The organism is Agrobacterium radiobacter (assembly GCF_040801995.1).
In the GTDB taxonomy this organism is placed as follows: Bacteria; Pseudomonadota; Alphaproteobacteria; order Rhizobiales; family Rhizobiaceae; genus Agrobacterium; species Agrobacterium radiobacter.
In genome coordinates this window covers 1,876,301-1,897,875 of record NZ_JBEGHX010000001.1, presented here as the reverse complement: position 1 = coordinate 1,897,875, position 21,575 = coordinate 1,876,301, and the positions used below count along the sequence as shown (strand labels likewise).

19 protein-coding genes are annotated in these 21,575 nt (G+C 61.3%); 8 read left to right on the top strand and 11 right to left on the bottom strand.

The window, feature by feature from the left end:
• Positions 1-14: 14 nt before the first annotated feature.
• From MRBLRC7O_RS09510 to MRBLRC7O_RS09490, 5 genes are all read right to left on the bottom strand, one after another.
• Positions 15-428, bottom strand: coding sequence for a GNAT family N-acetyltransferase (locus MRBLRC7O_RS09510; RefSeq protein ID WP_004430183.1), 414 nt, complete (start codon positions 426-428; stop codon positions 15-17).
• 89 nt (positions 429-517) lie between these two features.
• A complete protein-coding gene (locus MRBLRC7O_RS09505; protein ID WP_004430185.1) occupies positions 518-2,602 on the bottom strand; it encodes a hypothetical protein in 2,085 nt (694 codons plus the stop codon).
• A 1-nt stretch (position 2,603) separates the two neighbouring features.
• Entirely contained in the window at positions 2,604-5,414 is a 2,811-nt protein-coding gene (locus MRBLRC7O_RS09500) for a DUF4159 domain-containing protein (RefSeq protein ID WP_004430189.1), read from the bottom strand.
• Entirely contained in the window at positions 5,411-6,325 is a 915-nt protein-coding gene (locus MRBLRC7O_RS09495; protein WP_004430192.1) for a DUF58 domain-containing protein, read from the bottom strand. Before MRBLRC7O_RS09495 ends, MRBLRC7O_RS09500 begins: the two co-directional genes overlap by 4 nt.
• Positions 6,326-6,350: 25 nt before the next feature.
• Positions 6,351-7,361 carry an AAA family ATPase gene (locus MRBLRC7O_RS09490; RefSeq protein ID WP_004430195.1) on the bottom strand — a complete coding sequence of 337 codons (1,011 nt, stop codon included), beginning with the start codon at positions 7,359-7,361 and terminating at the stop codon, positions 6,351-6,353.
• A gap of 175 nt (positions 7,362-7,536) precedes the next feature.
• Here MRBLRC7O_RS09490 and MRBLRC7O_RS09485 point away from each other — a divergent pair, with 175 nt between their 5' ends.
• Genes MRBLRC7O_RS09485 through MRBLRC7O_RS09475 form a run of 3 tightly spaced genes read left to right on the top strand, consistent with a single transcriptional unit; the run spans position 7,537 to position 10,054 of the window.
• Complete coding sequence (locus MRBLRC7O_RS09485; protein ID WP_004430198.1) at positions 7,537-8,166, top strand: DUF1285 domain-containing protein; 630 nt, start codon at positions 7,537-7,539, stop codon at positions 8,164-8,166.
• The gene (locus MRBLRC7O_RS09480) at positions 8,163-8,801 is read left to right on the top strand and encodes an NUDIX hydrolase (RefSeq protein ID WP_004430201.1); all 639 of its coding nucleotides are present in this window, start codon (positions 8,163-8,165) and stop codon (positions 8,799-8,801) included. Before MRBLRC7O_RS09485 ends, MRBLRC7O_RS09480 begins: the two co-directional genes overlap by 4 nt.
• Positions 8,798-10,054, top strand: coding sequence for a CCA tRNA nucleotidyltransferase (locus tag MRBLRC7O_RS09475; RefSeq protein ID WP_004430203.1), 1,257 nt, complete (start codon positions 8,798-8,800; stop codon positions 10,052-10,054). The genes MRBLRC7O_RS09480 and MRBLRC7O_RS09475 overlap by 4 nt, the downstream gene beginning before the upstream one ends.
• Before the next feature lie 26 nt (positions 10,055-10,080).
• Here the strand turns inward: MRBLRC7O_RS09475 and MRBLRC7O_RS09470 are convergent, their stop codons facing one another.
• From MRBLRC7O_RS09470 to hemF, 3 genes are all read right to left on the bottom strand, one after another.
• Positions 10,081-10,266, bottom strand: coding sequence for a DUF1059 domain-containing protein (locus tag MRBLRC7O_RS09470; RefSeq protein WP_080866337.1), 186 nt, complete (start codon positions 10,264-10,266; stop codon positions 10,081-10,083).
• A gap of 132 nt (positions 10,267-10,398) precedes the next feature.
• A complete protein-coding gene (locus MRBLRC7O_RS09465; RefSeq protein ID WP_004430213.1) occupies positions 10,399-10,668 on the bottom strand; it encodes a hypothetical protein in 270 nt (89 codons plus the stop codon).
• A 122-nt stretch (positions 10,669-10,790) separates the two neighbouring features.
• Positions 10,791-11,702, bottom strand: a complete 912-nt coding sequence (hemF, locus tag MRBLRC7O_RS09460; protein WP_004430216.1) for an oxygen-dependent coproporphyrinogen oxidase — start codon at positions 11,700-11,702, stop codon at positions 10,791-10,793.
• 130 nt (positions 11,703-11,832) lie between these two features.
• On the opposite strand from hemF, the gene MRBLRC7O_RS09455 reads away from it, so the two are divergent.
• Entirely contained in the window at positions 11,833-12,108 is a 276-nt protein-coding gene (locus tag MRBLRC7O_RS09455) for a hypothetical protein (protein ID WP_004430221.1), read from the top strand.
• A gap of 1 nt (position 12,109) precedes the next feature.
• Here MRBLRC7O_RS09455 and MRBLRC7O_RS09450 read toward each other — a convergent pair whose 3' ends face one another.
• Entirely contained in the window at positions 12,110-13,762 is a 1,653-nt protein-coding gene (locus tag MRBLRC7O_RS09450; protein ID WP_004430225.1) for a Na/Pi cotransporter family protein, read from the bottom strand.
• A gap of 172 nt (positions 13,763-13,934) precedes the next feature.
• Positions 13,935-14,396 (bottom strand): tRNA (cytidine(34)-2'-O)-methyltransferase, encoded by a 462-nt coding sequence (locus tag MRBLRC7O_RS09445; protein ID WP_004430229.1) that lies wholly within the window; start codon positions 14,394-14,396, stop codon positions 13,935-13,937.
• 235 nt (positions 14,397-14,631) lie between these two features.
• On the opposite strand from MRBLRC7O_RS09445, the gene MRBLRC7O_RS09440 reads away from it, so the two are divergent.
• The 3 genes from MRBLRC7O_RS09440 (at position 14,632) to MRBLRC7O_RS09430 (ending at position 19,731) form a co-directional block, all read left to right on the top strand.
• Positions 14,632-15,507, top strand: coding sequence for a phosphodiesterase (locus tag MRBLRC7O_RS09440; RefSeq protein WP_004430233.1), 876 nt, complete (start codon positions 14,632-14,634; stop codon positions 15,505-15,507).
• A 380-nt stretch (positions 15,508-15,887) separates the two neighbouring features.
• Complete coding sequence (locus MRBLRC7O_RS09435) at positions 15,888-17,738, top strand: ABC transporter ATP-binding protein (RefSeq protein WP_080866336.1); 1,851 nt, start codon at positions 15,888-15,890, stop codon at positions 17,736-17,738.
• Complete coding sequence (locus MRBLRC7O_RS09430; protein WP_409338803.1) at positions 17,713-19,731, top strand: ABC transporter ATP-binding protein; 2,019 nt, start codon at positions 17,713-17,715, stop codon at positions 19,729-19,731. The genes MRBLRC7O_RS09435 and MRBLRC7O_RS09430 overlap by 26 nt, the downstream gene beginning before the upstream one ends.
• Positions 19,732-19,740: 9 nt before the next feature.
• On the opposite strand, the gene MRBLRC7O_RS09425 is transcribed toward MRBLRC7O_RS09430, so the two are convergent.
• Positions 19,741-20,673 carry an endonuclease/exonuclease/phosphatase family protein gene (locus tag MRBLRC7O_RS09425; RefSeq protein ID WP_080866335.1) on the bottom strand — a complete coding sequence of 311 codons (933 nt, stop codon included), beginning with the start codon at positions 20,671-20,673 and terminating at the stop codon, positions 19,741-19,743.
• Between the two features lie 309 nt (positions 20,674-20,982).
• On the opposite strand from MRBLRC7O_RS09425, the gene petA reads away from it, so the two are divergent.
• Positions 20,983-21,561, top strand: coding sequence for a ubiquinol-cytochrome c reductase iron-sulfur subunit (petA, locus tag MRBLRC7O_RS09420; RefSeq protein WP_035212667.1), 579 nt, complete (start codon positions 20,983-20,985; stop codon positions 21,559-21,561).
• The last annotated feature ends 14 nt before the right edge of the window (positions 21,562-21,575 follow it).

The window sequence follows — 21,575 nt, the reverse complement described above, 5'->3', positions numbered from 1 at the left end:
CAGCTTTATGCAATCTAGAAGCGCTTCTCCAGCCAGGTGATCGACTGGCCGCTGGAAAGGGGGCCAAGCGAGCCGATTTTGGTGAAGCCGTAGCGTTCATAGGTTCTCAGGGCATCCGGGTTCATCGTGTCTATATAGGCGCCCATGCAGCCGCGTTTTCTGGCTTCTTCCTCGGCCATTGCAAGCAGCTTGGGGCCCGTGCCCCGACCGCGCATGGTTTCCGGTATGAAAAGAAGCTGCACGTAAAGCCAGCCGCGGGCGGTATGGCCAACCAGACCGCCGGTAACAATGTTTTCGTCGTCACGGATGGTGATGATGAGTTCGCGTTTGTCGCTTTCGCCGAAACGGGCGAGATTATAGGCCACCAGCGGATCGCGGATGGCCTTTTCGGCTTCTGGATCCGCGACGTCGCTCAAAATGAAATTCATGGTTTCTCTCCAGACGCCGGGGTGGCGACCGCTTTCGATTTCCAATCGGAGACGGGAAAGCCCGGCGCTGCCGCCGGGCCGAAACGCCCTTACCGGCCCTCACGCCACCAGAGCGCGGAGAAGGCGAGCAGCAGGGCGGCAAGCCCGGCAAAACCGGCAAAGAGCGGCAGGGTGTTGACGCCTTTCAGCACCGTCTCGTCGGTCATGCGTATCAGCATGCGATCCTCATCGGCAACCCTGATATCGCCGCGGACGGGCAATATATCGGGCAGCGCGATACGGCCGGAACTATCGGCGACACGGTGCACGCTGCCCTTGGTGGCGTCTGCCAGCGGTTTCAGCGTTTCGGTCGTCGAAATCATCGCCTTGAATTCCGGTGCATCCACCGCGCCGACATGGACGAGGGTGGTGAAATCGCCGTTCTTGATTTCGAACAGGCCGGTTTCATCCATGCGGCGCTCGATCCTGTAAAGACCGGGCTCGGCGCTGGTGAAGGCCATGCTTTCCGTTTTGCCGGAAGGGAAACGCACGCTCGCCTGACCGGGATCGTCGCCAATGGTCTGGCGGGTGATCTGCAGGGTGCGGCCGTTGGCGCGCGCCGTCAGCGCCTCTTCTTCAAGCTCCGGCTCCTTCATCAGCCAGTGGGCGATGCGGCGGTAAAGCGCCACATGCGGGCCACCACCTTCGTAACCGCGCGCCCACAGCCAGCCCTGATCCGACAGCAGCATGGCGACACGGCCTTCGCCCTGCCGGTTCAGCACCAGCAGCGGGTCCTGTCCGTCGCCCAGCATCACGGTCTGGCCCTGCGGCGGGTCGACACTGATGGTGCGGAACCAGCGGCCCCATTGCGGCGGCTCGTTGCCCGAGCCTTCCAGCCCGCGGGTGACGGGGTGTTTCTTGCCCGCTTCCGAAAGACGGGGGTAAAAAGCGGCCTGATGCACCTGACCCGTCGGCTGCGCCGGCAGCACGGAGGCCAAAGGCGTCATGGCGATCGAATCCTGACCGGCATGTTCCGGCCCGGCGGCGATCAAAAGCGCGCCGCCCTTTTCGACATATTGGGCGATGTAATCGTAATAAAGGATCGGCAGCACGCCGCGATGCTGGTAGCGGTCGAAGATGATGAGGTCGAAATCATTGATCTTCTCAACGAACAGTTCGCGGGTCGGGAAGGCGATCAGCGAGAGTTCGTTGATGGGCGTGCCGTCCTGTTTTTCGGGCGGGCGCAGAATGGTGAAATGCACCAGATCGACCGAGGCGTCGGATTTCAGGAGGTTGCGCCAGGCGCGTTCACCGGCATGGGGTTCGCCGGAAACGAGCAGCACGCGCAGGTTTTGGCGGATGCCTTCGATCAGGTGAACGGCGCGATTATTGGCGGCCGTTACTTCGCCCGGAAGCTCGGCGACGGAAAACTCCATGACATTGTTGCCGCCGCGCGGAACCTTGAAGCTGAACGGCGTCGGCTGGCCGGGCGTGGCCTGCAGCGTGGCGATTTCTTCGCCATTCATCTTCACGGTCACTTCCGCGGAACCGCCGCCGGCGGGGCGGCCGTCATCGAAGACGCGCAGTGTCAGCTGCTGCTCTTCGTTGACGATGCCGAAGCGCGGAGCGCGGACTATTTCGATACGGCGGTCGAACTCATCGGCCTTGCCGGTGATTAACCCATGGACCGGCGCGCGGAAGCCCAGCGCCTGTTCGGCATTGGGCAAAGCGTTGGGAATATCGTGAATCTGGCCGTCGCTGAGGAAGATCGCGCCGCCGACGCGGGATGGTGAGACATCCGAGACGGCAGAGGAAAGCGCCGAGAAAAGCTGTGTCGAGGGGGAATCGCTCTCACCATTGTCGCGGACTTCCACGATGCGCGGCTCAATGCGCGGGAAGCGCGAGAGCCGGTCTTTCAGCGTCTCCAGCGCGGTATCGGTCATCTGCGGCCGCTCCTGCACGTCCTGGCTCTGCGAGCGGTCGACGATGACGGGCACGATGGTGGAGAGCGGCTCGCGCTCTTCCTGCGTCAGAAGCGGATTGGCGATGGCGGCAAGCAGGGCGGCGAGCGCCAGCCCGCGCAGCCACGCGCCGCGCACGCCGCGCCACAGGCCGATGAAGGAAAGGGCGAGGGCTGCGACTGCCAGAACGGCGATTACGATCCACGGCAGGAAGGGGGCGAAGGTCAATGTCATGTCACTGCCCCAACCGTTCGAGAAGTGCGGGAACGTGGACCTGATCGGCCTTGTAGTTGCCGGTCAGCATATACATCATGATGTTGACGCCGGAGCGGAAGGCGTGTTCGCGCTGCATCTCGTCTGGTGGCACGGTGGGCAGAACCGGCGCGCCCTGCGCATCGACGGCCCATGCGCCGGCAAAGTCATTGCCTGTTATCATGATCGGCGTCACGCCATCACCGGAGGAGGAAAGGCCCGACGTGGTCTTGGCCGCGCCCTGCCGCGATTCCACCCAGAGCGGCGAGCCGTTGTAACGACCGGGGAAATTGGTGAGCAGGTAGAAAGAGCGCGTCAGAACATGGTCTTCCGGCACGGGCTCCAAGGGCGGAATGTCGATATTGGCGAGGATCGCTTGCAGGCGTTCGCCGTTAGGGCTGGTCGCGCCGGTGTCGAGCGAAGAGAACTGGTCGCGCGTATCGAACAGTACGGTGCCGCCGGCGCGCATGTAGGCGTCGATACGCGAGATGGCGGCGCTTGAGGGCATCGGTGCCGTGGCGGAAACCGGCCAGTAGATGATGGGATAGAAGGACAATTCATCCTTGGAAATATCGAGACCGACCGGCTGGCCGGGCTCCAGCGTCGTGCGCCAGGTCAGGAATTCACTGAGACCCTGCAGGCCCTGCTCGGAAATGCGGTCGACATCGTCTTCACCGGTGCGGACATAGGCGAGATGCGTGGTGTCCAGCCGCTCGAATATCTGCTCGTCGCCGGGTTTCGGATCGTCGGCGCGCGCGTCCGTTGGCGACATGGTGGCAAAGGCGCCAAGCGCCAGAAGCAGGGTGGCGGCGGTGGCGCTGCGGGCTTTTGGCAGGCGGGCGAATGCGCCGTTCATGAAGAGCACGATCAGGCTATCGGCAATCAGCATCAGGAAGGCGGCGATGAAGAGGGCGGGGCGCAGGGATTTTGCCGTTTCGCCGATCAGCGCTTCGCTTGACGTGCCGATACCGGCGGCCGACGTGTCGAGGGGGCGCAGCGTCGCACCAGCGGCTAAGAGATTGAGAGCCACGAAACCATCCTCTGTGCCGTAAAGGCCGGGGGGATTGTCGAAACCGGTGCGGGGCGGCTGGCCGGCGCGCATTTCCAGCGGTCGGGCAGTGCCGATTTCGGCCGACAGTGCGCCTTCGGCCGTGAGCAGCCGGAAGGGCGGCAGGGCGGCCGCCGGGGCATTGGCGTTGGCGGAAGCGCCGCCCGCCTTCGACAATTGCACGATACGGCGCAGCATATCGACGAAATGGCCTGAGATCGGCAGGTCGGACCAGCTTGCTTCGGCGCTGACATGGAAGAGCACGATGCGGCCTGCCTCGACGTTACGGGTGGTGACGAGCGGCGTGCCATCGGCAAGGCTGGCCCAGGTGCGCTCAGCCAGATCCGGTGTCGGTTCGGCCAGAACCTGGCGTTTGACGAGAATGCCATCGGCCTTCGGCATGCCGGCGAAGGCGCCAAAACTCGGGAAATCGGCAAGCGGCTGCGGCTCGGCCCAGGAGAGCGCGCCGCCGAGCGCACGTTCGCCCTGCCTGAGTGTTACCGGCACCAGCGGATCGTCGGCTGGGGCCGCGGCAAGGCGCGGTCCGGCAAAACGGATCAGCGTGCCGCCGCCGGCCAGCCACCGTTGCATCGGCTCATAGGTTTCCTGCGGCAGGCGGCCGATATCAGCCATGACGATGACGGAGGGGTTGGATTGCAGGATTTCCGGGATCGCCTGCGCCAGATCGGCCTGCCGCTGCGGAATGAGATCGGCAAAAGGCTGCAGGGCGCGGCTGATATAATAAAGCGGCTGCAGCAGCGGCTGGAAATCATTGCCGGTTTCGCCGGCCAGCAGCGCCACGCGGCGGCGGCGGAAGCCGTCATCGAGAAGATGCACCGCACCCGCCGTCGAGACACCTTCGAGGGAAAGGCGGGCGAAATCGTTGCGCAGTTCGAAGGGCGCTTCCACCGTCGCCGTCGTCTCGGCCTCGCCGGGCGCGAAGCTGGCGGTGCCATTGGCGAGGATGCGGCCCTGGCTGTCCTGCGCATTCACGGTCAGCCGCGCGGCTTCGGCGGTATCCAGCCGTGAAAGCGTGACGCTCATGGCGTCGGCATTGTTGGTGGCGCCTGATATGGCGGTGATCGCCTTGCCATCGCCCTTCACGATGCGGAATTCGGCGGGCGAGAGGCTGGCAAGCGTTCTCATCGCGCTTTCATCCTGCGCACTCTGCACGCCATCGGTGATATAGGCGAGCGTGCCGGGGGGCGTACCGTTCAGCGCTTCGGTGATGGCCTCTGCCGTGCGGATACGATCGGGAACCAGCGGCTTCGGTTTTGCTGCGGCGAGCTTGTCCAGCGCCACGGCTGTCGTTCCCGGCACGGCGTCATGTTCGGCGTCGGCGGTGAAAACGATGGAAACCGGGCGCTCGGCCCGTTCGGCATCTCCGATCAGAGCTTGCGCGGTTGCCACGCGCCGCTCCCAGTCGGGCGCGGAGGCCCAGCTATTATCGACCACGAGCACCAGGGGGCCGCTGCCGGCGATGCTGCTGTTGCGCGGGTTTACCACCGGGTCCGCCAGAGCGAAAATCACGGCGGCGGCGAGCGCCATGCGCAGAAGGGTCAGCCACCACGGGCTTTTCGACGGCGTTTCCTCGCGTTTCAGCACCGTCGCCAGAATCTTCAGCGGCGGAAAGACTTCCGCCTTGGGGCGCGGCGGCGTGAGCCGCAGCAGCCACCAGATGGCGGGCAGCGCCAGAAGGCCGAAGAGGATGTAGGGGCTGGTAAACACGAAAGGCAATGCGCTCATCGATGGCCACCGCCTTGCGCGGGCGCGCCGGAAAGATACATGTGAACAGCGACGAGCGCCTCGGAAGCGAGGTGATCGGTGCGGTGGAAGACGAAGTTCCAGCCGAGACGGCGCAGCGATGAGGACAAGGCCTCGCGCCTTGCGAGATAGGCGCGGGTGTAGTCCTCGCGAATGGTTTCGGCGCGGCCGGACACGAGTTTTTCGCCGGTTTCCGGATCAGTGAATTCGGTGCGGCCGGAATAAGGGAAGGTTTCCTCGGCCGGATCGGCGATTTCCACCACATGGCCACGTAAGCCCCGCCGCGCGAGCGGCGAAATCCGCTCCATCACATTTTTCGCATCATCGAGAAAATCGCCGATGAGGACGATATCGCTCGCGCCGCGGATCATGCCCGTTTCCGGCATGCCTGTTGTCAGCGGCGCATGCATGATGGCGGCGGCCAGCCGTTCGGCGGCATTTCTGGCCGAGACCGGTTCCATGATGCCGGGGCAACCAATCCGTTCACCCGAGCGCGCAAGGATTTCCGCCAGCGCCAGCATCAGCACCAGCGCCCGGCTTTCCTTGGAAACGGAGCCGAGGGTGGATTTGAACATCATCGACGGCGACATGTCGGCCCAGAGCCAGATGGTGTGGGCGGCTTCCCATTCCCGGTCACGCACATAGGTATGATCGTCGCGGGCCGAGCGCCGCCAGTCGATGCGCGACAGGCTCTCGCCTTCGGCATAGGGGCGGAATTGCCAGAAATTCTCACCGATGCCGCGCTTGCGGCGGCCGTGCCAGCCGGCGGTGACGGTGTTGGCGATGCGTTTTGCCTCGACCATGCAGTCCGGCACCAGTGCGGCGCGCTGGCGCGCACGCGCCAGAACTTCGCTACCCGGCGTCTTGTCTACGATCTGGCCGATGGATGCCACATGCAGTCCTTTCGCGAACGTGCGTTCAGTTCTTCGCCTGCTCCACGAGGGCTGCGATGACATCGCGCACCGACATGCCTTCGGCGCGGGCCGCAAACGTCAGCGCCATGCGGTGTTCCAGCACCGGCTCGGCGAGCGCATAGACATCGTCCAGCGACGGTGCGAGCCTGCCTTCATAGAGCGCACGGGCGCGGGCGGTCAGCATCAGCGACTGTCCTGCGCGCGGGCCCGGGCCCCAGACAACGTGTTTGTCGGTCAATTTGTTGCCATGGCCGGGGCGGGCGGAACGGACGAGCGAAAGGATCGCGTCCACGACCTTGTCGCTGACCGGCATCTGGCGGATGAGGGCCTGAACTTCCATCAGGCGTTCGGCATCGATCACGCCGCGTGCTTCGCCAGAGGCGGTGCCTGTCGTATCGAGCAGGATCTGGCGCTCCGCGGCAAGTTCGGGATAACCGACATCCACCTGAAGCAGGAAGCGGTCGAGCTGGGCTTCGGGCAGCGGATAGGTGCCTTCCTGTTCCAGCGGGTTCTGGGTGGCCAGGACGTGGAACGGCTTCGGCAGCTCATAGGTCTGGCCGGCCATGGTGATGTGATATTCCTGCATGGCCTGCAGAAGAGCGGATTGCGTGCGCGGGCTGGCGCGGTTGATTTCATCGGCCATCAGCAATTGCGCGAAAACCGGGCCCTTGATGAAACGGAAGGAACGGCGGCCGTTTTCGTCCTGATCCATGACTTCGGAGCCGAGAATATCCGACGGCATGAGATCAGGCGTGAACTGGATGCGGTTGGCATCGAGGCCGAGCACGGTGCCGAGCGTGGTGACGAGCTTGGTCTTGGCAAGGCCGGGAACACCGACGAGCAATGCGTGGCCGCCCGAGAGGATGGCGAGAAGCGTGTTCTGCACCACTTTTTCCTGGCCGAAAATGACCTTGGAGACTTCCGTGCGGATGGCCGCAATGTCGGAAAGCGCCTTTTCGGCCGAGGCGACGATGGCCTTTTCATCGAGGGTTTCGCCGGTATTCATCACGCCCATGTCGCTCTCCTCATACCTTCGCCGCTGTCACAGTCGCATCCCGGTTTTGCTGGCCGCTGGCCGGGACGGATTTTGCGCTGCATATAGCTTATTGCTCTCTTGGCCGCTGACAAGCGCCATTCGAATGACTATGTCGTGACTTAGTATTTCCTTATCGGCAAAGCGAGACTCGAATATGGCAGCGGAGACGATAAATTCGGCAGGTGATGCGGCGGGGCTGGCGGCGATGATTTCCCGCGCCGCCGAACAGACTGGCGATGCCAAACGCGGGCCGGCCCCGGTGGAACGCTGGAATCCGCCCTTTTGCGGCGATCTCGACATGGAAATCCGCGCCGACGGCACATGGTTCTACCTCGGCACGCCCATTGGTAGGGCGCCGCTGGTGCGGCTGTTTTCCACCGTTCTACGCAAGGATGAGGACGGCAAAACCTATCTCGTAACTCCTGTGGAAAAAGTCGGCATCCGGGTCGTCGATGCGCCTTTCGTCGCCGTCGAAATGAAGGTGACCGTGGGTGAGAAGGATGGCGAGCCGCTGCTCACCTTCCGCACCAATGTCGGTGATGTGGTGGAGGCGGGGCCGGAGTATCCGCTGCGGTTTGAAATTTTCGGAGAAAACCGCGAATTGAAACCCTATCTTCTGGTGCGCGGCCGGCTGGAAGCGCTGATCTCGCGGGCGGTGATGTATGATCTCGTCGCGCTCGGTGAAGTGATCGACGTTGATGGTATCGACATGTTCGCCGTACGCTCGGGCGGGATCGTCTTTCCGGTGATGCCCGCCAATGAACTGGAACGGCTTTCGCAATGACTATGACGACAACGGGCCTCAAGGCTTTTACCGCTAGCGATTTCCGCCGCCGGGTGCTGCAGGAAGGCGAGGGCGTGGCCGAGCGCGAAAATGGCGACCATGTGCTCAATCCGGGCGTGGTTCTCTCTGGGAACGGCATCAGGCTGAAGGATGCCGCCGTGCTGGTGCCCGTTATCGATGACGGCAACGATGCGCGGGTGATCTTCACCCAGCGCACCTCCACTTTGCGCAAACATTCCGGCCAGATTTCCTTTCCGGGCGGCGGCATCGATGCCGAAGACCGCACGCCGGAGGAGGCGGCCCTGCGCGAAACGGAAGAGGAAATCGGCCTTTCCAGGTCTTTCGTGGAAACGGTGGGGCGCCTGCCGGACTATATTTCCGGGACGGGTTTTCGCATCAAGCCGGTGCTGTCGGTCGTCCGTCCCGGCTTTGACCTGACGCTTAATCCAACGGAAGTGGATGAGGTTTTCGAGGTGCCGCTATCCTTCCTGATGGACCCGGCCAATCACGGGCGCGGCAGCCGCATCTTTCAGGGGAAGGAGCGGTTTTTCTATGAAATGCCCTATGGCGAACGCTACATTTGGGGCATTACGGCGGGCATCGTCAGGACGATTTACGAGAGGTTTTATTCATGAGCAGCCTTGCCGGGCGGGACTGGTTCGAAAAACCGGCGCTGAAGCGCATCTTTGCGCTTCTGAATGCCGATGGCGGCGAGGTGCGGATCGTCGGCGGCGCGGTGCGCAATGCGCTGATGGACCTGCCGGTCGTCGATGTCGATCTGGCGACGACGCTCACCCCTGACGTGGTGGTGGCGCGGGCGAAGGCTGCGGGCATCAAGGCGGTTCCAACCGGCATCGAGCACGGCACGGTAACGCTGGTGATCGATGGCGAAGGTTTCGAGGTAACGACGCTGCGTCGTGATGTCGAGACCAATGGGCGTCATGCACAGGTGGCTTTCGGCACCGACTGGCAGACCGACGCCGAGCGGCGCGATCTCACCATCAATGCTCTTTATGCCGATGAAAAGGGCGAGATCATCGATCTTATCGATGGGCTGCCAGATATCGAAACCGGAACCGTGCGTTTCATCGGCGATGCGGCGATGCGGATTTCGGAAGATTACCTGCGGATTCTGCGCTTTTTCCGCTTTTTCGCCCACTACGGCTCCGGCCGTCCTGATGCGGACGGTCTCAGAGCAAGTGCGCGGGCCAAGGACAAGCTGGGTACCCTTTCGGCCGAACGGGTATGGAGCGAGCTGAAAAAGCTGCTTTCCGCGCACGATCCCTCCCGCGCTCTTTTATGGATGCGGCAATCGGGTGTGCTGACGGAAATTCTTCCCGAGACCGAGAAATGGGGTATCGACGCCATTCACGGGCTGGTGGCGACGGAACAGGCTCTTGGCTGGGCGGTGGACCCGATGCTGCGGCTTTCCGCCATCCTGCCGCCCGATAGGGACAGGCTGGTCGCCCTTGCCGCGCGCCTCCGGCTGTCAAAGGCCGAAGCTGCCTATCTTACCCATTGGGCTTCGGCAGCGGCGGCTGACCCCGAACTGAAGGAGACGGCGCTTGACCGGCTGCTTTACCGTCAGGGTGTCGAAGGTGTGAAGACACGGCTGAAGCTTGCGCTTGCCGCCGCCCGTGCCGATGTTTCTGCTGGCGACACGGCCATGCAGAAGGTGGCGCGGCTTTCGACCCTGCTGGCGCGGGCGGAAAAATTCCACAGGCCCGGATTCCCCCTGAGCGGCGTGGATGTGATGGCGGCAGGCGTCGAGGCTGGCCCGAAGGTGGGCGAAGTGCTGAAAAGCCTTGAGGAAAAGTGGATCGACGTCAATTTCTCCCTTGACCGGGCAGCGCTGACCGCCCGGCTGAAGGATATGCTGGAGAATTGAAGTCGCAGCAACGAAGGCGTTGCGGCTTACGCCGCATTCGCTTCGTCGCGGATGCGGGATTTGATGTTCTCGATCACGTTTTCGCGGATGACGGTTTCGCCGTGGGCCGAGCGCATGTGCTCCACCGTGCGGCGGACGACTTCAGCGTCGTCATCTGCGCGCGTATGCCAGGCACAGCCGGGCACGAGCGTTCCGCATTCAAAAAGTCTCATGGTCTTGCCTCCCTGTTTCAGCGAAGGACAGCATTGAAGTGACATGCTGTCCTTCGGTCATGAAACGAAAGTTCGCCGCTTATGTTCCAGAGCGGCGTCCTTCAACCCTGTTCGGCGCCCTATTCGGGCCCCCTATTCGGGCATTGCCCAGCACTGGAACACAGAGGATGTGCCAGCTGCCGGAATTTTTGTACGAGGCATTTCGTCATTGGCTGCCCGCCGTGCCGTTTTTTGTCCGGCAAGGGAGCGTTTCACCTGTTCGACATAAAAGGAATGGGGCAGTTCACGATCACCCGTGGCGCGCATTTCCGCTGCCAGGCGGTCGATCAGATCAGGGGTATCGATGGAATGCAGCGCTTCCTCGACGGAAGCAGAGATAGGCATGCTGTTCGAAGTAATCATGACGATAGCTCCTCCAGTACGTCTGCGGGAGGAGACTACCACTGCCTTGATTTTTCCATAAGTCCTAATTTGCGCTATTTGCGACAAAATGGCTGATGAGCGTCAAATTTGCGTGAGGTTTTTTAAGGCCAGCGCACCACCGGCGGCAGCGAGGACAGAATCGATTCAACGTTGCCGCCCGTCTTCAGGCCGAAGATCGTGCCGCGGTCATAAAGCAGGTTGAATTCCACATAGCGACCGCGGCGGATAAGCTGCTCGTCGCGGTCCTCTTCCGTCCAGTTCTGGTTGAAATTGGCGCGGACGATTTTCGGATAAACGAGATTGAAGGCGCGGCCGACATCCTGCACGAAGGTGAAATTGGCGTCCCAGCCGCCTTTTTCCTCATCAGGGTGCAGCCAGTCGAAAAAGATGCCGCCGGTGCCGCGTGGTTCATTGCGGTGCTTCAGGAAGAAATACTCGTCGCACCACGTTTTGTATCGCGGGTAATCGGCAACCGGATGGCGGTTGCAGGTGATTTCGAAGGCGCGATGGAAAAGCTGGGTGTCCGGGTCCTGTTCCGTCCGCCGACGACCGAGAACCGGCGTCAGGTCCGCGCCGCCGCCGAACCAGTGGCTGGTGGTGACGACCATGCGGGTATTCATATGTACCGCGGGCACATTGGGATTGACCGGATGGGCGATGAGCGAAAGGCCGGAGGCCCAGAAGCGCGGGTCTTCTTCCGCACCCGGTATCTGCTTGCGGAACTCGGGCGAAAACTCGCCATGGACGGTGGAGGTGTGCACGCCGACCTTCTCGAAGACGCGGCCTTCCATCATCGACATCTTGCCGCCGCCGCCTTCGCCATTGTCGCGCAGCCAGTCTTTCTGCACGAAACGGCCGGGCTCCTGATCGGAAAGAGGGCCGGTAAGATCGTTTTCCAGGGTTTCGAAGGAGGCGACGATGGTGTCGCGCAGATGCTGGAACCAGGCTTCGGCTGTGGCCTTCTTGTCTTCGATGTCCTCGGGCAAGCCCTTCGGCAAGATTGGCCGTTCCATATCTTCTTTCTCCTGCGGTGAAGTCTGTTCCCGCCGCCTCTAGCAGGTGTTTGCGCCGCGCACAAATACGACTCGCCAAGGCGGCGCGCCGACACTATCTTTATCGATGTAGGTGCCAGAGGTGAATATCATGACGAAATTTGCCGGACCGCCGCCCCTTGATGGGCTGAAGCGCAGGATCGCCAATCATCGCAAGGAACGCGAAAGCGCCGGCGGTGAACAAAAGCGTGACGGCATGTTCGTGCGCCAGACCTTCTGTCTCGGCCGCGAGGAAGCCCGCGCCAAGGCGCGCGAATGGTTCGACAGCTTTCCCAAAGCGGCCTATTGGACGGAAGTGGAAAGCTGGCGGCAGCTTGAAGGCGACCGCATCGAATTCACCATGCGGCGGCTTCCCTCGGCCGATTGAGTTAGGCGCGGGGTTCGGCGTAACGCAGGCGGCTTTCGATCAGCACACCGCTTTCATCCAGAATGGGATGCGCCACCGAAACGATATGGGCGTTGATCCGTTTCAGGTCGCGCAGCATGTCGAGATGCAGCGAGCTGGTCTGCATGCTTTCCGTCAGCCCGTCGCGCAGCCGCTCCAGATGCCGGTTGGAGGACTGTTTTTCGAGGCGGCGTATATCCACCTTGCTTTCCATCAACCGGCGGGCAAGCTCGAAATCGCCGGTCACAAGAATGCTCTGGGCGGCGCGCAGGTTCTCGATGGTCATGTCGAACAGGGTTTTCAGCTCCTCATAACCGTCATCGGAAAATTTGAAGCTGTTCAGCACCTTCTTGCGAATCTGCTCGCAGATGCCCTTTTCGATGATATCGCCGATATGTTCGAGATTGATCGCGTAATCGATGATGGCGATCGAACGGCGGGCTTCCTCGTCGGAAAGCCCCTTGCGCCCCAGTTGCGACAGATAGACCTTCACCTCCTGCTGGCGGCGGTCGACCTTTTTTTCGAGCAGGGAGACTTCCTGAAGCGGCGCCAGATCATTGTGCTTGAAGGCGTTTTCGGCGCGGATCAGCATCCGCTCGATGCTGTCGCCGACGCTCAGGACCTCACGGGTAGCATTGGCAAGCGCGACAACCGGCATATCCAGCGCCTGCTGGTCGAGGAAATTCGGGCCGTCTTCAGCCTTGGGATCGCCCGGCACCAGTTTCGCCATCAGGTCGGATATCAGGCCGGAGAAGGGCCAGGCCAGCGCCGCCAGAATGACGTTGAAGATGAGGTGGGCATCAACAGGCAATTTCGTGGGCGAAAGCGGTAATTGCTGCAGGAGTTCCGCGCCATAGGAAGCGAGCGGCATGGCAATGAGGCAGCCGATGGTTCGCACGACAAGATTGCCGATGGTGATGCGTCGCGCCGAGGCGGGGCCGGAAAGTGTGGCGATAACAGGCGGAATGGCGCCGCCGAGATTGGCGCCGAGAATGAGAACGATGATGAGGCCGGTGGAAAGCGTGCCGGTGGCGGCCAGCGACAGAATGAGCACCACGACGGCAAGGCTGGAAGAGGAGACGAAGGCGAGCACGGCGGAGAAGATCAGCGCGACGGGCCATGCTCCATCAAGGAGCCCGATGAAGACGCCGAGCGCCGGCGAGGCCCGCATCGGTTCGGTCGCGCCGCTTAAAAGATGCAGTGACAAAAGCATCAGGCCGATGCCGATCAGCGCCGTCCCGCCGCCCTGTCTGGCGTTGGAACTGCCCTTTTTCAGTACGATGCCGGCAAGGATCAGCAGCGGCGACAGCCATTCCACCCCGGCCGCCACGATCCATGCGGTAACGGCGGTGCCGACATTGGCGCCGAGCAGCACCACCTGCGCCATGCGCGGCTTGATGAGGTCACGCTCGGCAAAGGAGGCGACGGTGAGCGCGGTCGCCGTCGAGCTTTGCAGCGCTACCGTCGCAAAAAATCCGGAAAAGAAGGAACGTGGACCGTTCTGGGTGCCGGTGGCCAGCACGCTTCGGAGTTTCATGCCGAAAGCGCGGGTAACGCCGTCCTTGACCTGGGACAGACCGAACAGCAGCAGTGCGACTGCGCCGAGAAGGTTGACGATGACAATGGTGGATTGCATGCGACGTCTCCTCACACCCGCCGGGGCATGGTTCCGGCGAGGGCGATTTTTATTGTCCGGCTAAAGAGTATAGGAGCCTCAACGCCCCCGGTACAGGCCGGGTTACGACAGTTTTGAAGTAAAAACGGTCAAATTTTGTATTTGCCCGAAAAATTGGCGTTAAAAATGGCGCTTACGCCCATGCCGTCTGGCGCAAAGCCTCGCCGGTGATCATCGCCGCCGACATGGCGACGTTGATGGAGCGCTGTCCCGCCACCATCGGGATGATGATTCGCTCATCCGCCTTTTCATGCACATGGTCCGGTACGCCTGCACTTTCACGGCCGAAAAGCAGGATATCATCCGTGCGATAGGTGATATCAGTATAGGGCAGGGCGGCCTTGGTGGAGGCGAGAACGAGCCGGCGGCCGGTGGTTGCCCGCCATTCCTCGAAACGGTCCCAGCTGACATGGCGCGTGAGCGCCGCCGCCGCGATGTAGTCCATGCCCGCCCGTTTCAGATTGCGGTCGGAAATATCGAAACCGGCCGGCTCGATGATGTCCACGCCAAGGCCGAGACACGCGGCCAGCCGCAGGATGGTGCCGGTATTGCCGGGAATATCGGGCTGGTAAAGGGCGATCCTGATTTCGGGCATGGACTTCTCACTGCGGTTGGAGTGTCCGTCCGATTATCACGGGCACGGGGCGGGCGACAGGTGCGCCGGGGAAAAGGCCCTTCCAGGCGTTGTTCCCGAGCGGATATTCATTCGCGTGACACACAGCGCAGCTACCCATTCACCAACACATTGTCAGGTCTGTCCGGACGATCATGAATGGTCGGGACAGGCCATTTCGAGCCGGATTTTCTGCACGCGATAACAGGAGGATTCCATGTCCGAACGGGTGAATTTCGTCCATCTGACCGATCTGCATGTGGGTAATCCGCAGGTGCAGGATGATGATCTTTATTCCGAGACCTCGGCCACGCTTTCCGCGACGCTCGCGCAGATCAAGGCGCTCGTGCCGCCGCCTGAATTCATCGTTGTCAGCGGTGATTTGACCAATAGAGGCGATGCCGGCAGCTATGAAGAACTCAAGCGCCTGATGGCGCAAGCCGAACTGGATGTGCCGGTGCTCTTCGCGCTCGGTAATCACGATCGTCGTGATGGGTTTTATCCGGTCATGCTCGGCCGCCACGAGAATCTGGATGAACCTTACGATCATGCGGAAGTCATTGCCGGCATCCACATCATCGTCATGGACACCAGCGTTCCCGGCAAGGTCGGCGGGGCTTTCGAGCCCGGGCAGATCGAATGGCTTGAGGATGAACTCGAAAACCACCCCGAACTGCCGAAGCTGCTGGTGATGCACCATGCGCCGGCGCTTGATTTTGACCGTCCCGATGCGGAGTGGGAATCCCTCTCCTTTGACGATACCGAGATTCTGGACGAGCTGCTGTTCGAGCATGATGTCGTCGGTATTCTGGCGGGCCACATCCATTACGACCGCATGTCGCACTGGCAGGGCATTCCCGTCGTGGTCGGCATCGGCCAGCATTTCGCCACCGACCCGCTATGGCTGCATGAGGGCGTGCGCATGGTGTCCGGCGCGTCTTTCGCCATCGGCACGATAAGGGATACGGGCCTCACCGTCACTTTTGCGCCCCAGCCCAGCGATCGCCGGGAATTGAAGCGTCATACGCAGGCCGGAATGGCCGAGCTGATTGCGGACTATGAAAGCGGCGAAGCACAGGACGCAGCCGAATAAGGCGACGTCGGCATCGTTTAACGGGCGGAGACCTTGCGGGTCATCTCCGTCCGTTCGCCATATTGGATGCACTTGCGTGTTTTCTCGCGTATTCGGTGTCTTTCCGGCTGGTCATTGCTTATTTTTTGCGCTACAAGGCGATGTCTTCAACGCCAGCCAAGGGAGGTTCTCATGCCAAATGACATTCGTATTCGCCTCCAGGCCCCAGTAGTGCCGCTGCTGGCCTAGGTGTTACTCTGCGGCTTGGCCGCGTTTCCCATATTTCGACTCACCATGTGGCTGTTGCGGCCATGTTCAAAGACTTTTCCGTTCCGTCGTGAGCCATATTTGTGTCCGCTCACCATGTCACGATGGAGCGATTGATTGCCGGAGCTTGGCCTATGTTTGGCTGGTTTGAAAAACGCCTCGATCCCTTTCCCGCTTCGGCGCCCTCTGTGGCGCCAAGGAAGCTTTTGCCGTTCCTGTGGCACTATGTGAAGCCCGCATGGCCATGGCTGCTGCTGCTTGGCCTGATGTCCATGGGCATCGCCATTGCCGAAGCCATGCTCTATAAATTCCTCGGCAATATCGTCGACTGGCTTTCCACGGCCAATCGCGAGACTTTTTTTGCCGATGAGGGCTGGCATCTGATCGTCATGGCCGGGCTGGTGCTATTCCTGCTGCCGCTGATGGGCGCGATCCATACCATGACGATGCACCAGACGCTTGCCGGCAATTTCGGCATGATCGCGCGCTGGAAGATGCATCGTTTCCTGCTGCGCCACTCCATGAACTTCTTCGCCAACGAATTTGCCGGCCGGGTTTCGACCAAGGTGATGCAGACGGCGCTGGCGATCCGCGAAGTGGCGCTGAAGGTGATCGACGTCTTCGTCTACGCGATCAGCTTCGTTGTTTCGATGCTGTTCATGGTTGCAGCGGCCGACTGGCGGCTGGTCATTCCGCTCCTGGTCTGGCTCGGCATCTATATGGGCATCCTCACCTATTTCGTGCCGAAGCTCGGCCGGCTGGCGCAGGAGCAGGCCGATGCGCGCTCGATGATGACGGGCCGGATCGTCGACAGCTACACCAACATCTCGACGATCAAGCTGTTTTCCCATGCGGGCCGCGAGGAAAGATATGCGCGTGAGGGCATGAACGTGTTTCTTGGAACCGTTCACCGCCAGATGCGCAAGATTTCCGGCTTCAACATCCTGATCGACCTCAACAATGCCGTGGTACTGTTTTCCACGGCGGCGCTCGGTCTTTATTTCTGGATGCAGGGTTCGGTCACGGCCGGTTCTGTCGCCATCGCCATCAGCCTTGCCATGCGTGTCAACGGCATGTCGCAGTGGATCATGTGGGAAGTCACCTCGCTGTTCGAAAATATCGGCACCGTCTATGACGGCATGTCGATGATGACGAAGCCGCACGATATCGTCGATGTTCCCAAGGCGCCTGAGCTTGCCGCCCCGCAGGGCGCCATCCGTTACGACAACGTCCGCTTCCACTACGGCAAGAACAAGGGCGTGATCGACGGGCTGACGCTCGATATCAAGCCGGGCGAGAAGGTCGGTCTGGTCGGGCGCTCGGGTGCGGGCAAGACGACGCTGATGAACCTGCTTCTGCGCTTCTACGATCTGGAAGGCGGCAGGATCACCATCGACGGCCAGGACATCTCGAAGGTGTCGCAGGACAGCCTGCGCGAGCTGATCGGGGTGGTGACGCAGGATACCTCGCTGCTGCACCGCTCGATCCGCGACAACATCGCCTACGGCCACCCCGAGGCCACCGACGAACAGGTGATTGCGGCGGCGAAGCGGGCAAATGCCTGGGACTTCATCGAGACGCTTGTCGACATGCACGGTCGTCAGGGCCTCGATGCCCAGGTGGGTGAACGTGGTGTCAAGCTCTCCGGCGGTCAGCGCCAGCGTATCGCGATCGCCCGCGTCTTCCTCAAGAATGCGCCGATCCTGGTGCTGGACGAGGCGACATCGGCGCTCGACTCCGAAGTCGAGGCGGCGATCCAGGAGAACCTGTTCTCGCTGATGGAAGGCAAGACGGTGATTGCGATCGCCCACCGCCTTTCGACGCTGACCGAGATGGACCGGCTCATCATTCTCGACAAGGGCCGGATCGTGGAAGCGGGCAGCCATGCGGAACTGGCGGCAATGGGCGGCATTTATGCCGACCTGTGGCGGCGCCAGTCCGGCGGCTTCATCGCCGACCATGAGGCGGAAGTGGCCGCTGAGTGAGGAAAAGCGAAAGGGCGGGGAACATTCCCCGCTCTTTTTCATTTGGGCAATGTTACCGAAATATAATCTCTTCCCGCAGCCTCCGCGGCTGTTCCCGCTCCGGGAATCCGCCTATATCCGCATCATGGTTATTACCCGCATCTTCGAGTTTTTCGAGAACTGGATAAAGCCCTTCGCCCGCAAGGACGATTTGCGGCCGCCTGAAAGCACGTTCGCCTTCATCTGGTTCTATATCTCGCAGGCCAAAGCGCCCTTTTTCGCCATGCTGGTGCTGGGCGGGCTGACGGCGGCCATCGAGGCGGCGCTTTTCTGGTTCGTCGGACGTCTCGTCGATATTCTCTCCACCGTGAAGCCGTCAGAGGGCTGGGCGGGGCTGCTTGCGGCCCATGGCGGCGAACTTGTCGGCATGCTGGTGCTGATCGGCGTCGTGCGTTTTATCGTCACCATGGTGACGGCGCTGGTGGACCAGCAGATCATCACCCCCGGCTTTTACAATCTGGTGCGCTGGCAATCCTATATGCATGTGGCGCGGCAATCGCTGACCTTCTTCCAGAATGATTTTTCAGGCCGCATCGTCACCAAGGTCTGGTCGGGCGGGCAGGCGGCGGGCGATCTCGTCACTTCGCTGATGGAAAGCGTCTGGTTCGTCGGCATTTATTCGGTCTCCATGCTGTTCCTGATCGGTGGGCTGGACTGGCGGCTTGCGGTCGTCGTCCTCGTCTGGGTGGCGATCTTCTCGCTGCTGGCGCGTTATTTCGTGCCGCGCATCCGCTACCATTCCAAAGAAACGGCGGAAGCCGCCTCCATGCTTTCCGGCCGCATGGTGGATGCCTATAGCAATATTCAGACGCTCCGGCTATTCGGGCGCGATGATGCCAATGACCGCTACATGCGGCAGGGCTTTGATATTTTCCAGCATGCGACCATGACGTTCACGCGCTTCATTACCGGCGTGCGCGCTTCCATGGCGCTGCTGTCTGGCGTGATGATCACCTCCATGGCGGCGCTCTGCATCGATCTGTGGCTGTCCGGCAGGATCAGTTCCGGTGCGGTCGCCTTCACGCTGGCGCTGGTGCTGCGCCTCAACTTCCTGCTCGGACGGTTGATGACGCAGTTCAATGGCATCATGCGCAATTTCGGCACGGTTCAGAATGCCGCCGAGCTGATTTCGCAGCCGATCGGTCTCGTCGATAGGCCTGACGCGAAGGCGCTGGAGGTCAGGAAGCCGAGCATTCGTTTCGAAAATGTCAGTTTCCATTACGGGCGGGCGAACGGCGTCATCGACCATCTTAATCTCGATATCAGGGCGGGTGAAAAGGTGGGCATCGTCGGACGCTCCGGCGCGGGAAAATCCACCCTCGTCAATCTCATCCTGCGTTTCTACGATGTCGAAAAAGGGCGTATCCTGATCGACGGTCAGGATATCGCCGGGGTGACACAGGAATCGCTGCGCGCCCATATCGGCATGGTCACGCAGGATACGTCGCTGCTGCACCGTTCTATCAGAGACAACATCATGTTCGGCCGCACCGACGCCACCGAAGCGCAATTGCAGGAGGCGACGCGCCGCGCCAAGGCGGACGACTTCATCGCAAGGCTTGAGGATCAGCGTGGCCGCAAAGGGTTCGACGCGCATGTGGGCGAACGCGGCGTGAAACTTTCCGGCGGCCAGCGCCAGCGCATCGCCATTGCCCGCGTGATGCTGAAGGACGCGCCGATCCTCGTGCTCGACGAGGCGACTTCGGCCCTCGATTCGGAGGTGGAAGCGGCGATCCAGAGCAATCTGGATGAGCTGATGCAGGGCAAGACGGTTCTGGCCATCGCCCACCGCCTGTCGACCATTGCTGCTCTCGACCGACTGATCGTGATGGATCAGGGGCGCATCGTGGAACAGGGCAGCCATTCCGATCTGGTCGCGCAGGGCGGTCTTTATTCGGAACTCTGGGCGCGGCAGTCGGGTGGTTTTCTCGCTGCGGACGAGGCGGCGCAGTAAGGCCTTCGACTATTTCCCGATCATGAAATCCGCCATCAGGCCATAATGATTGGAACCGAGGCTATCGGGCAGGCGGGTGATTTTCATGAGCGTTGCCGGTTCGCGGGCGAAGATGTGGTCGATGGCGATGCCGAAGCGACCGGCCTCGGTCGGCCATGTGGCGGGTTCGAAGGTGGCTTTCTTCAGGTCGTTGGCGGCGAGAAAGGCGCGCATATCGGGCGCTATGCTGGACGAGTTGAAATCTCCGGCGAGAATGAGCGGGCCGGTGACGCGAAAGAGGATTTCGCTGACTTCATCCAGTTCATCGCGATGATAATCGTCGAAATAGGGCTTGGTGATGTGGCCTGCGGCGAGCGTCAGTTCCGTGCCGTCGAGGTCGATATGGGCGATGGCAAACCGGTCGCGACGCAGATCGCTGAGACTGTGGAAACGGCCTTCCTGCAATGGTCTTTTTGACAGGATGACCAGATCGCATCCGGATGTGCCTGTGTAACAGCCCAGCCTGTGCGGGTAGGTTTGCTGCAGACGGGGCAGAACCGATTGCAATGCCGCCGCCTCGAAGAGATAGACGGCATCCGCGCCCGATTCGAGAATTTTGTTGGCAATCGCATCCGCATTGGCGGCATTGTCCATCAAGACGTTGAAGGATAGCAGCCGAAACGGCTTTGCATCAGGCGCAGCGGTGGCGGATGTGGAAAATTCCGTCAGCATCGCCACGGCATGGATGGCGAGTGCCAGCGACCAGACCACAAGCAGAGCCGAAACCGCATCGCGCGTCAGCCAGAAGACGAGGCATGACAGCAGGATACAGGCGAGTGCGATGTGAAGCTGGAAACTGGTGACGAAGGCGAGAAGCCAGAAATCGGTGATGTAGCGCAGGCTGGCGATAAACAGAACGGCAGCCACTGCCGTGGAGACCATGCAAGAGAGCTTCGCCGTCATCCGAATCCCTGCTTTCCGAGCTCTCCCTTGAAGTCTCCTAACATGGGGCATGGATGCGCACAATGTTGCCCGCCTGCCAAGGGCGGCGAAAAAATGCGAGCCAAATCGGCCCCCTCCGGCAGAATTACGGCGGCTTTGTGTGCTTTGCTCTTGCCAAGTCGGTCAATATTTTGCGATCAAACAGAGTGACGCGGTTTCTTAATGCCGCAGTTGTGTCCAGGACGATGGGACGGAGTTTGTCCTGGATCAAATCATAGCGGGAGGACTCATGCGATTTACGGCAAAAACAGCGCAGAGGATGGTGTAGCGGTGAGCGAGCACGTAACCAATCACGACGCTTCGGGTGAACCGACCCGTCGCGATTTTCTTTACCTAGTGACGGGAATGGCGGGCGCCGTCGGTGCCGCCGCAGTTGCATGGCCTTTTATTGACCAGATGCGTCCCGATGCATCGACGCTGGCGCTCGCCTCCATCGAGGTGGATGTCACGGCGGTCGAGCCGGGCATGTCGCTCACCGTCAAGTGGCGCGGCAAGCCGATTTTCATCCGCAACCGCACGGAAAAGGAAATCGAGGAAGCCAAGGCCGTCGCTCTCGGCGATCTGAAGGATCCCGTGGCGCGCAATGCCAATGTTGCCCCCGATGCGCAGGCGACGGATATCGACCGTTCCGCCGGCGAGGGTAAGGAAAACTGGATCGTCATGATCGGTTCCTGCACCCATCTCGGTTGCGTTCCGCTCGGCCAGGCCGGCGATTTCGGCGGGTGGTTCTGTCCCTGCCATGGCTCGCACTACGATACGGCGGGCCGCATACGTAAGGGTCCGGCGCCGGAAAACCTCGCCATCCCGACATTTGCATTCACATCCGATACCGTGATCAAGATCGGATAAGGGGACAGTTATTC

What these genes read in the sequence shown, in the direction of transcription:
- MRBLRC7O_RS09510 (WP_004430183.1), bottom strand. Translation starts at nt 428, where the DNA reads ATGAATTTCATTTTGAGCGACGTCGCGGATCCAGAAGCCGAAAAGGCC.
- MRBLRC7O_RS09505 (WP_004430185.1), bottom strand. Translation starts at nt 2,602, where the DNA reads ATGACATTGACCTTCGCCCCCTTCCTGCCGTGGATCGTAATCGCCGTT.
- MRBLRC7O_RS09500 (WP_004430189.1), bottom strand. Translation starts at nt 5,414, where the DNA reads ATGAGCGCATTGCCTTTCGTGTTTACCAGCCCCTACATCCTCTTCGGC.
- MRBLRC7O_RS09490 (WP_004430195.1), bottom strand. Translation starts at nt 7,361, where the DNA reads ATGGGCGTGATGAATACCGGCGAAACCCTCGATGAAAAGGCCATCGTC.
- MRBLRC7O_RS09485 (WP_004430198.1), top strand. Translation starts at nt 7,537, where the DNA reads ATGGCAGCGGAGACGATAAATTCGGCAGGTGATGCGGCGGGGCTGGCG.
- MRBLRC7O_RS09480 (WP_004430201.1), top strand. Translation starts at nt 8,163, where the DNA reads ATGACTATGACGACAACGGGCCTCAAGGCTTTTACCGCTAGCGATTTC.
- MRBLRC7O_RS09475 (WP_004430203.1), top strand. Translation starts at nt 8,798, where the DNA reads ATGAGCAGCCTTGCCGGGCGGGACTGGTTCGAAAAACCGGCGCTGAAG.
- MRBLRC7O_RS09470 (WP_080866337.1), bottom strand. Translation starts at nt 10,266, where the DNA reads ATGAGACTTTTTGAATGCGGAACGCTCGTGCCCGGCTGTGCCTGGCAT.
- MRBLRC7O_RS09465 (WP_004430213.1), bottom strand. Translation starts at nt 10,668, where the DNA reads ATGATTACTTCGAACAGCATGCCTATCTCTGCTTCCGTCGAGGAAGCG.
- hemF (WP_004430216.1), bottom strand. Translation starts at nt 11,702, where the DNA reads ATGGAACGGCCAATCTTGCCGAAGGGCTTGCCCGAGGACATCGAAGAC.
- MRBLRC7O_RS09455 (WP_004430221.1), top strand. Translation starts at nt 11,833, where the DNA reads ATGACGAAATTTGCCGGACCGCCGCCCCTTGATGGGCTGAAGCGCAGG.
- MRBLRC7O_RS09450 (WP_004430225.1), bottom strand. Translation starts at nt 13,762, where the DNA reads ATGCAATCCACCATTGTCATCGTCAACCTTCTCGGCGCAGTCGCACTG.
- MRBLRC7O_RS09445 (WP_004430229.1), bottom strand. Translation starts at nt 14,396, where the DNA reads ATGCCCGAAATCAGGATCGCCCTTTACCAGCCCGATATTCCCGGCAAT.
- MRBLRC7O_RS09440 (WP_004430233.1), top strand. Translation starts at nt 14,632, where the DNA reads ATGTCCGAACGGGTGAATTTCGTCCATCTGACCGATCTGCATGTGGGT.
- MRBLRC7O_RS09435 (WP_080866336.1), top strand. Translation starts at nt 15,888, where the DNA reads ATGTTTGGCTGGTTTGAAAAACGCCTCGATCCCTTTCCCGCTTCGGCG.
- MRBLRC7O_RS09430 (WP_409338803.1), top strand. Translation starts at nt 17,713, where the DNA reads ATGAGGCGGAAGTGGCCGCTGAGTGAGGAAAAGCGAAAGGGCGGGGAA.
- MRBLRC7O_RS09425 (WP_080866335.1), bottom strand. Translation starts at nt 20,673, where the DNA reads ATGACGGCGAAGCTCTCTTGCATGGTCTCCACGGCAGTGGCTGCCGTT.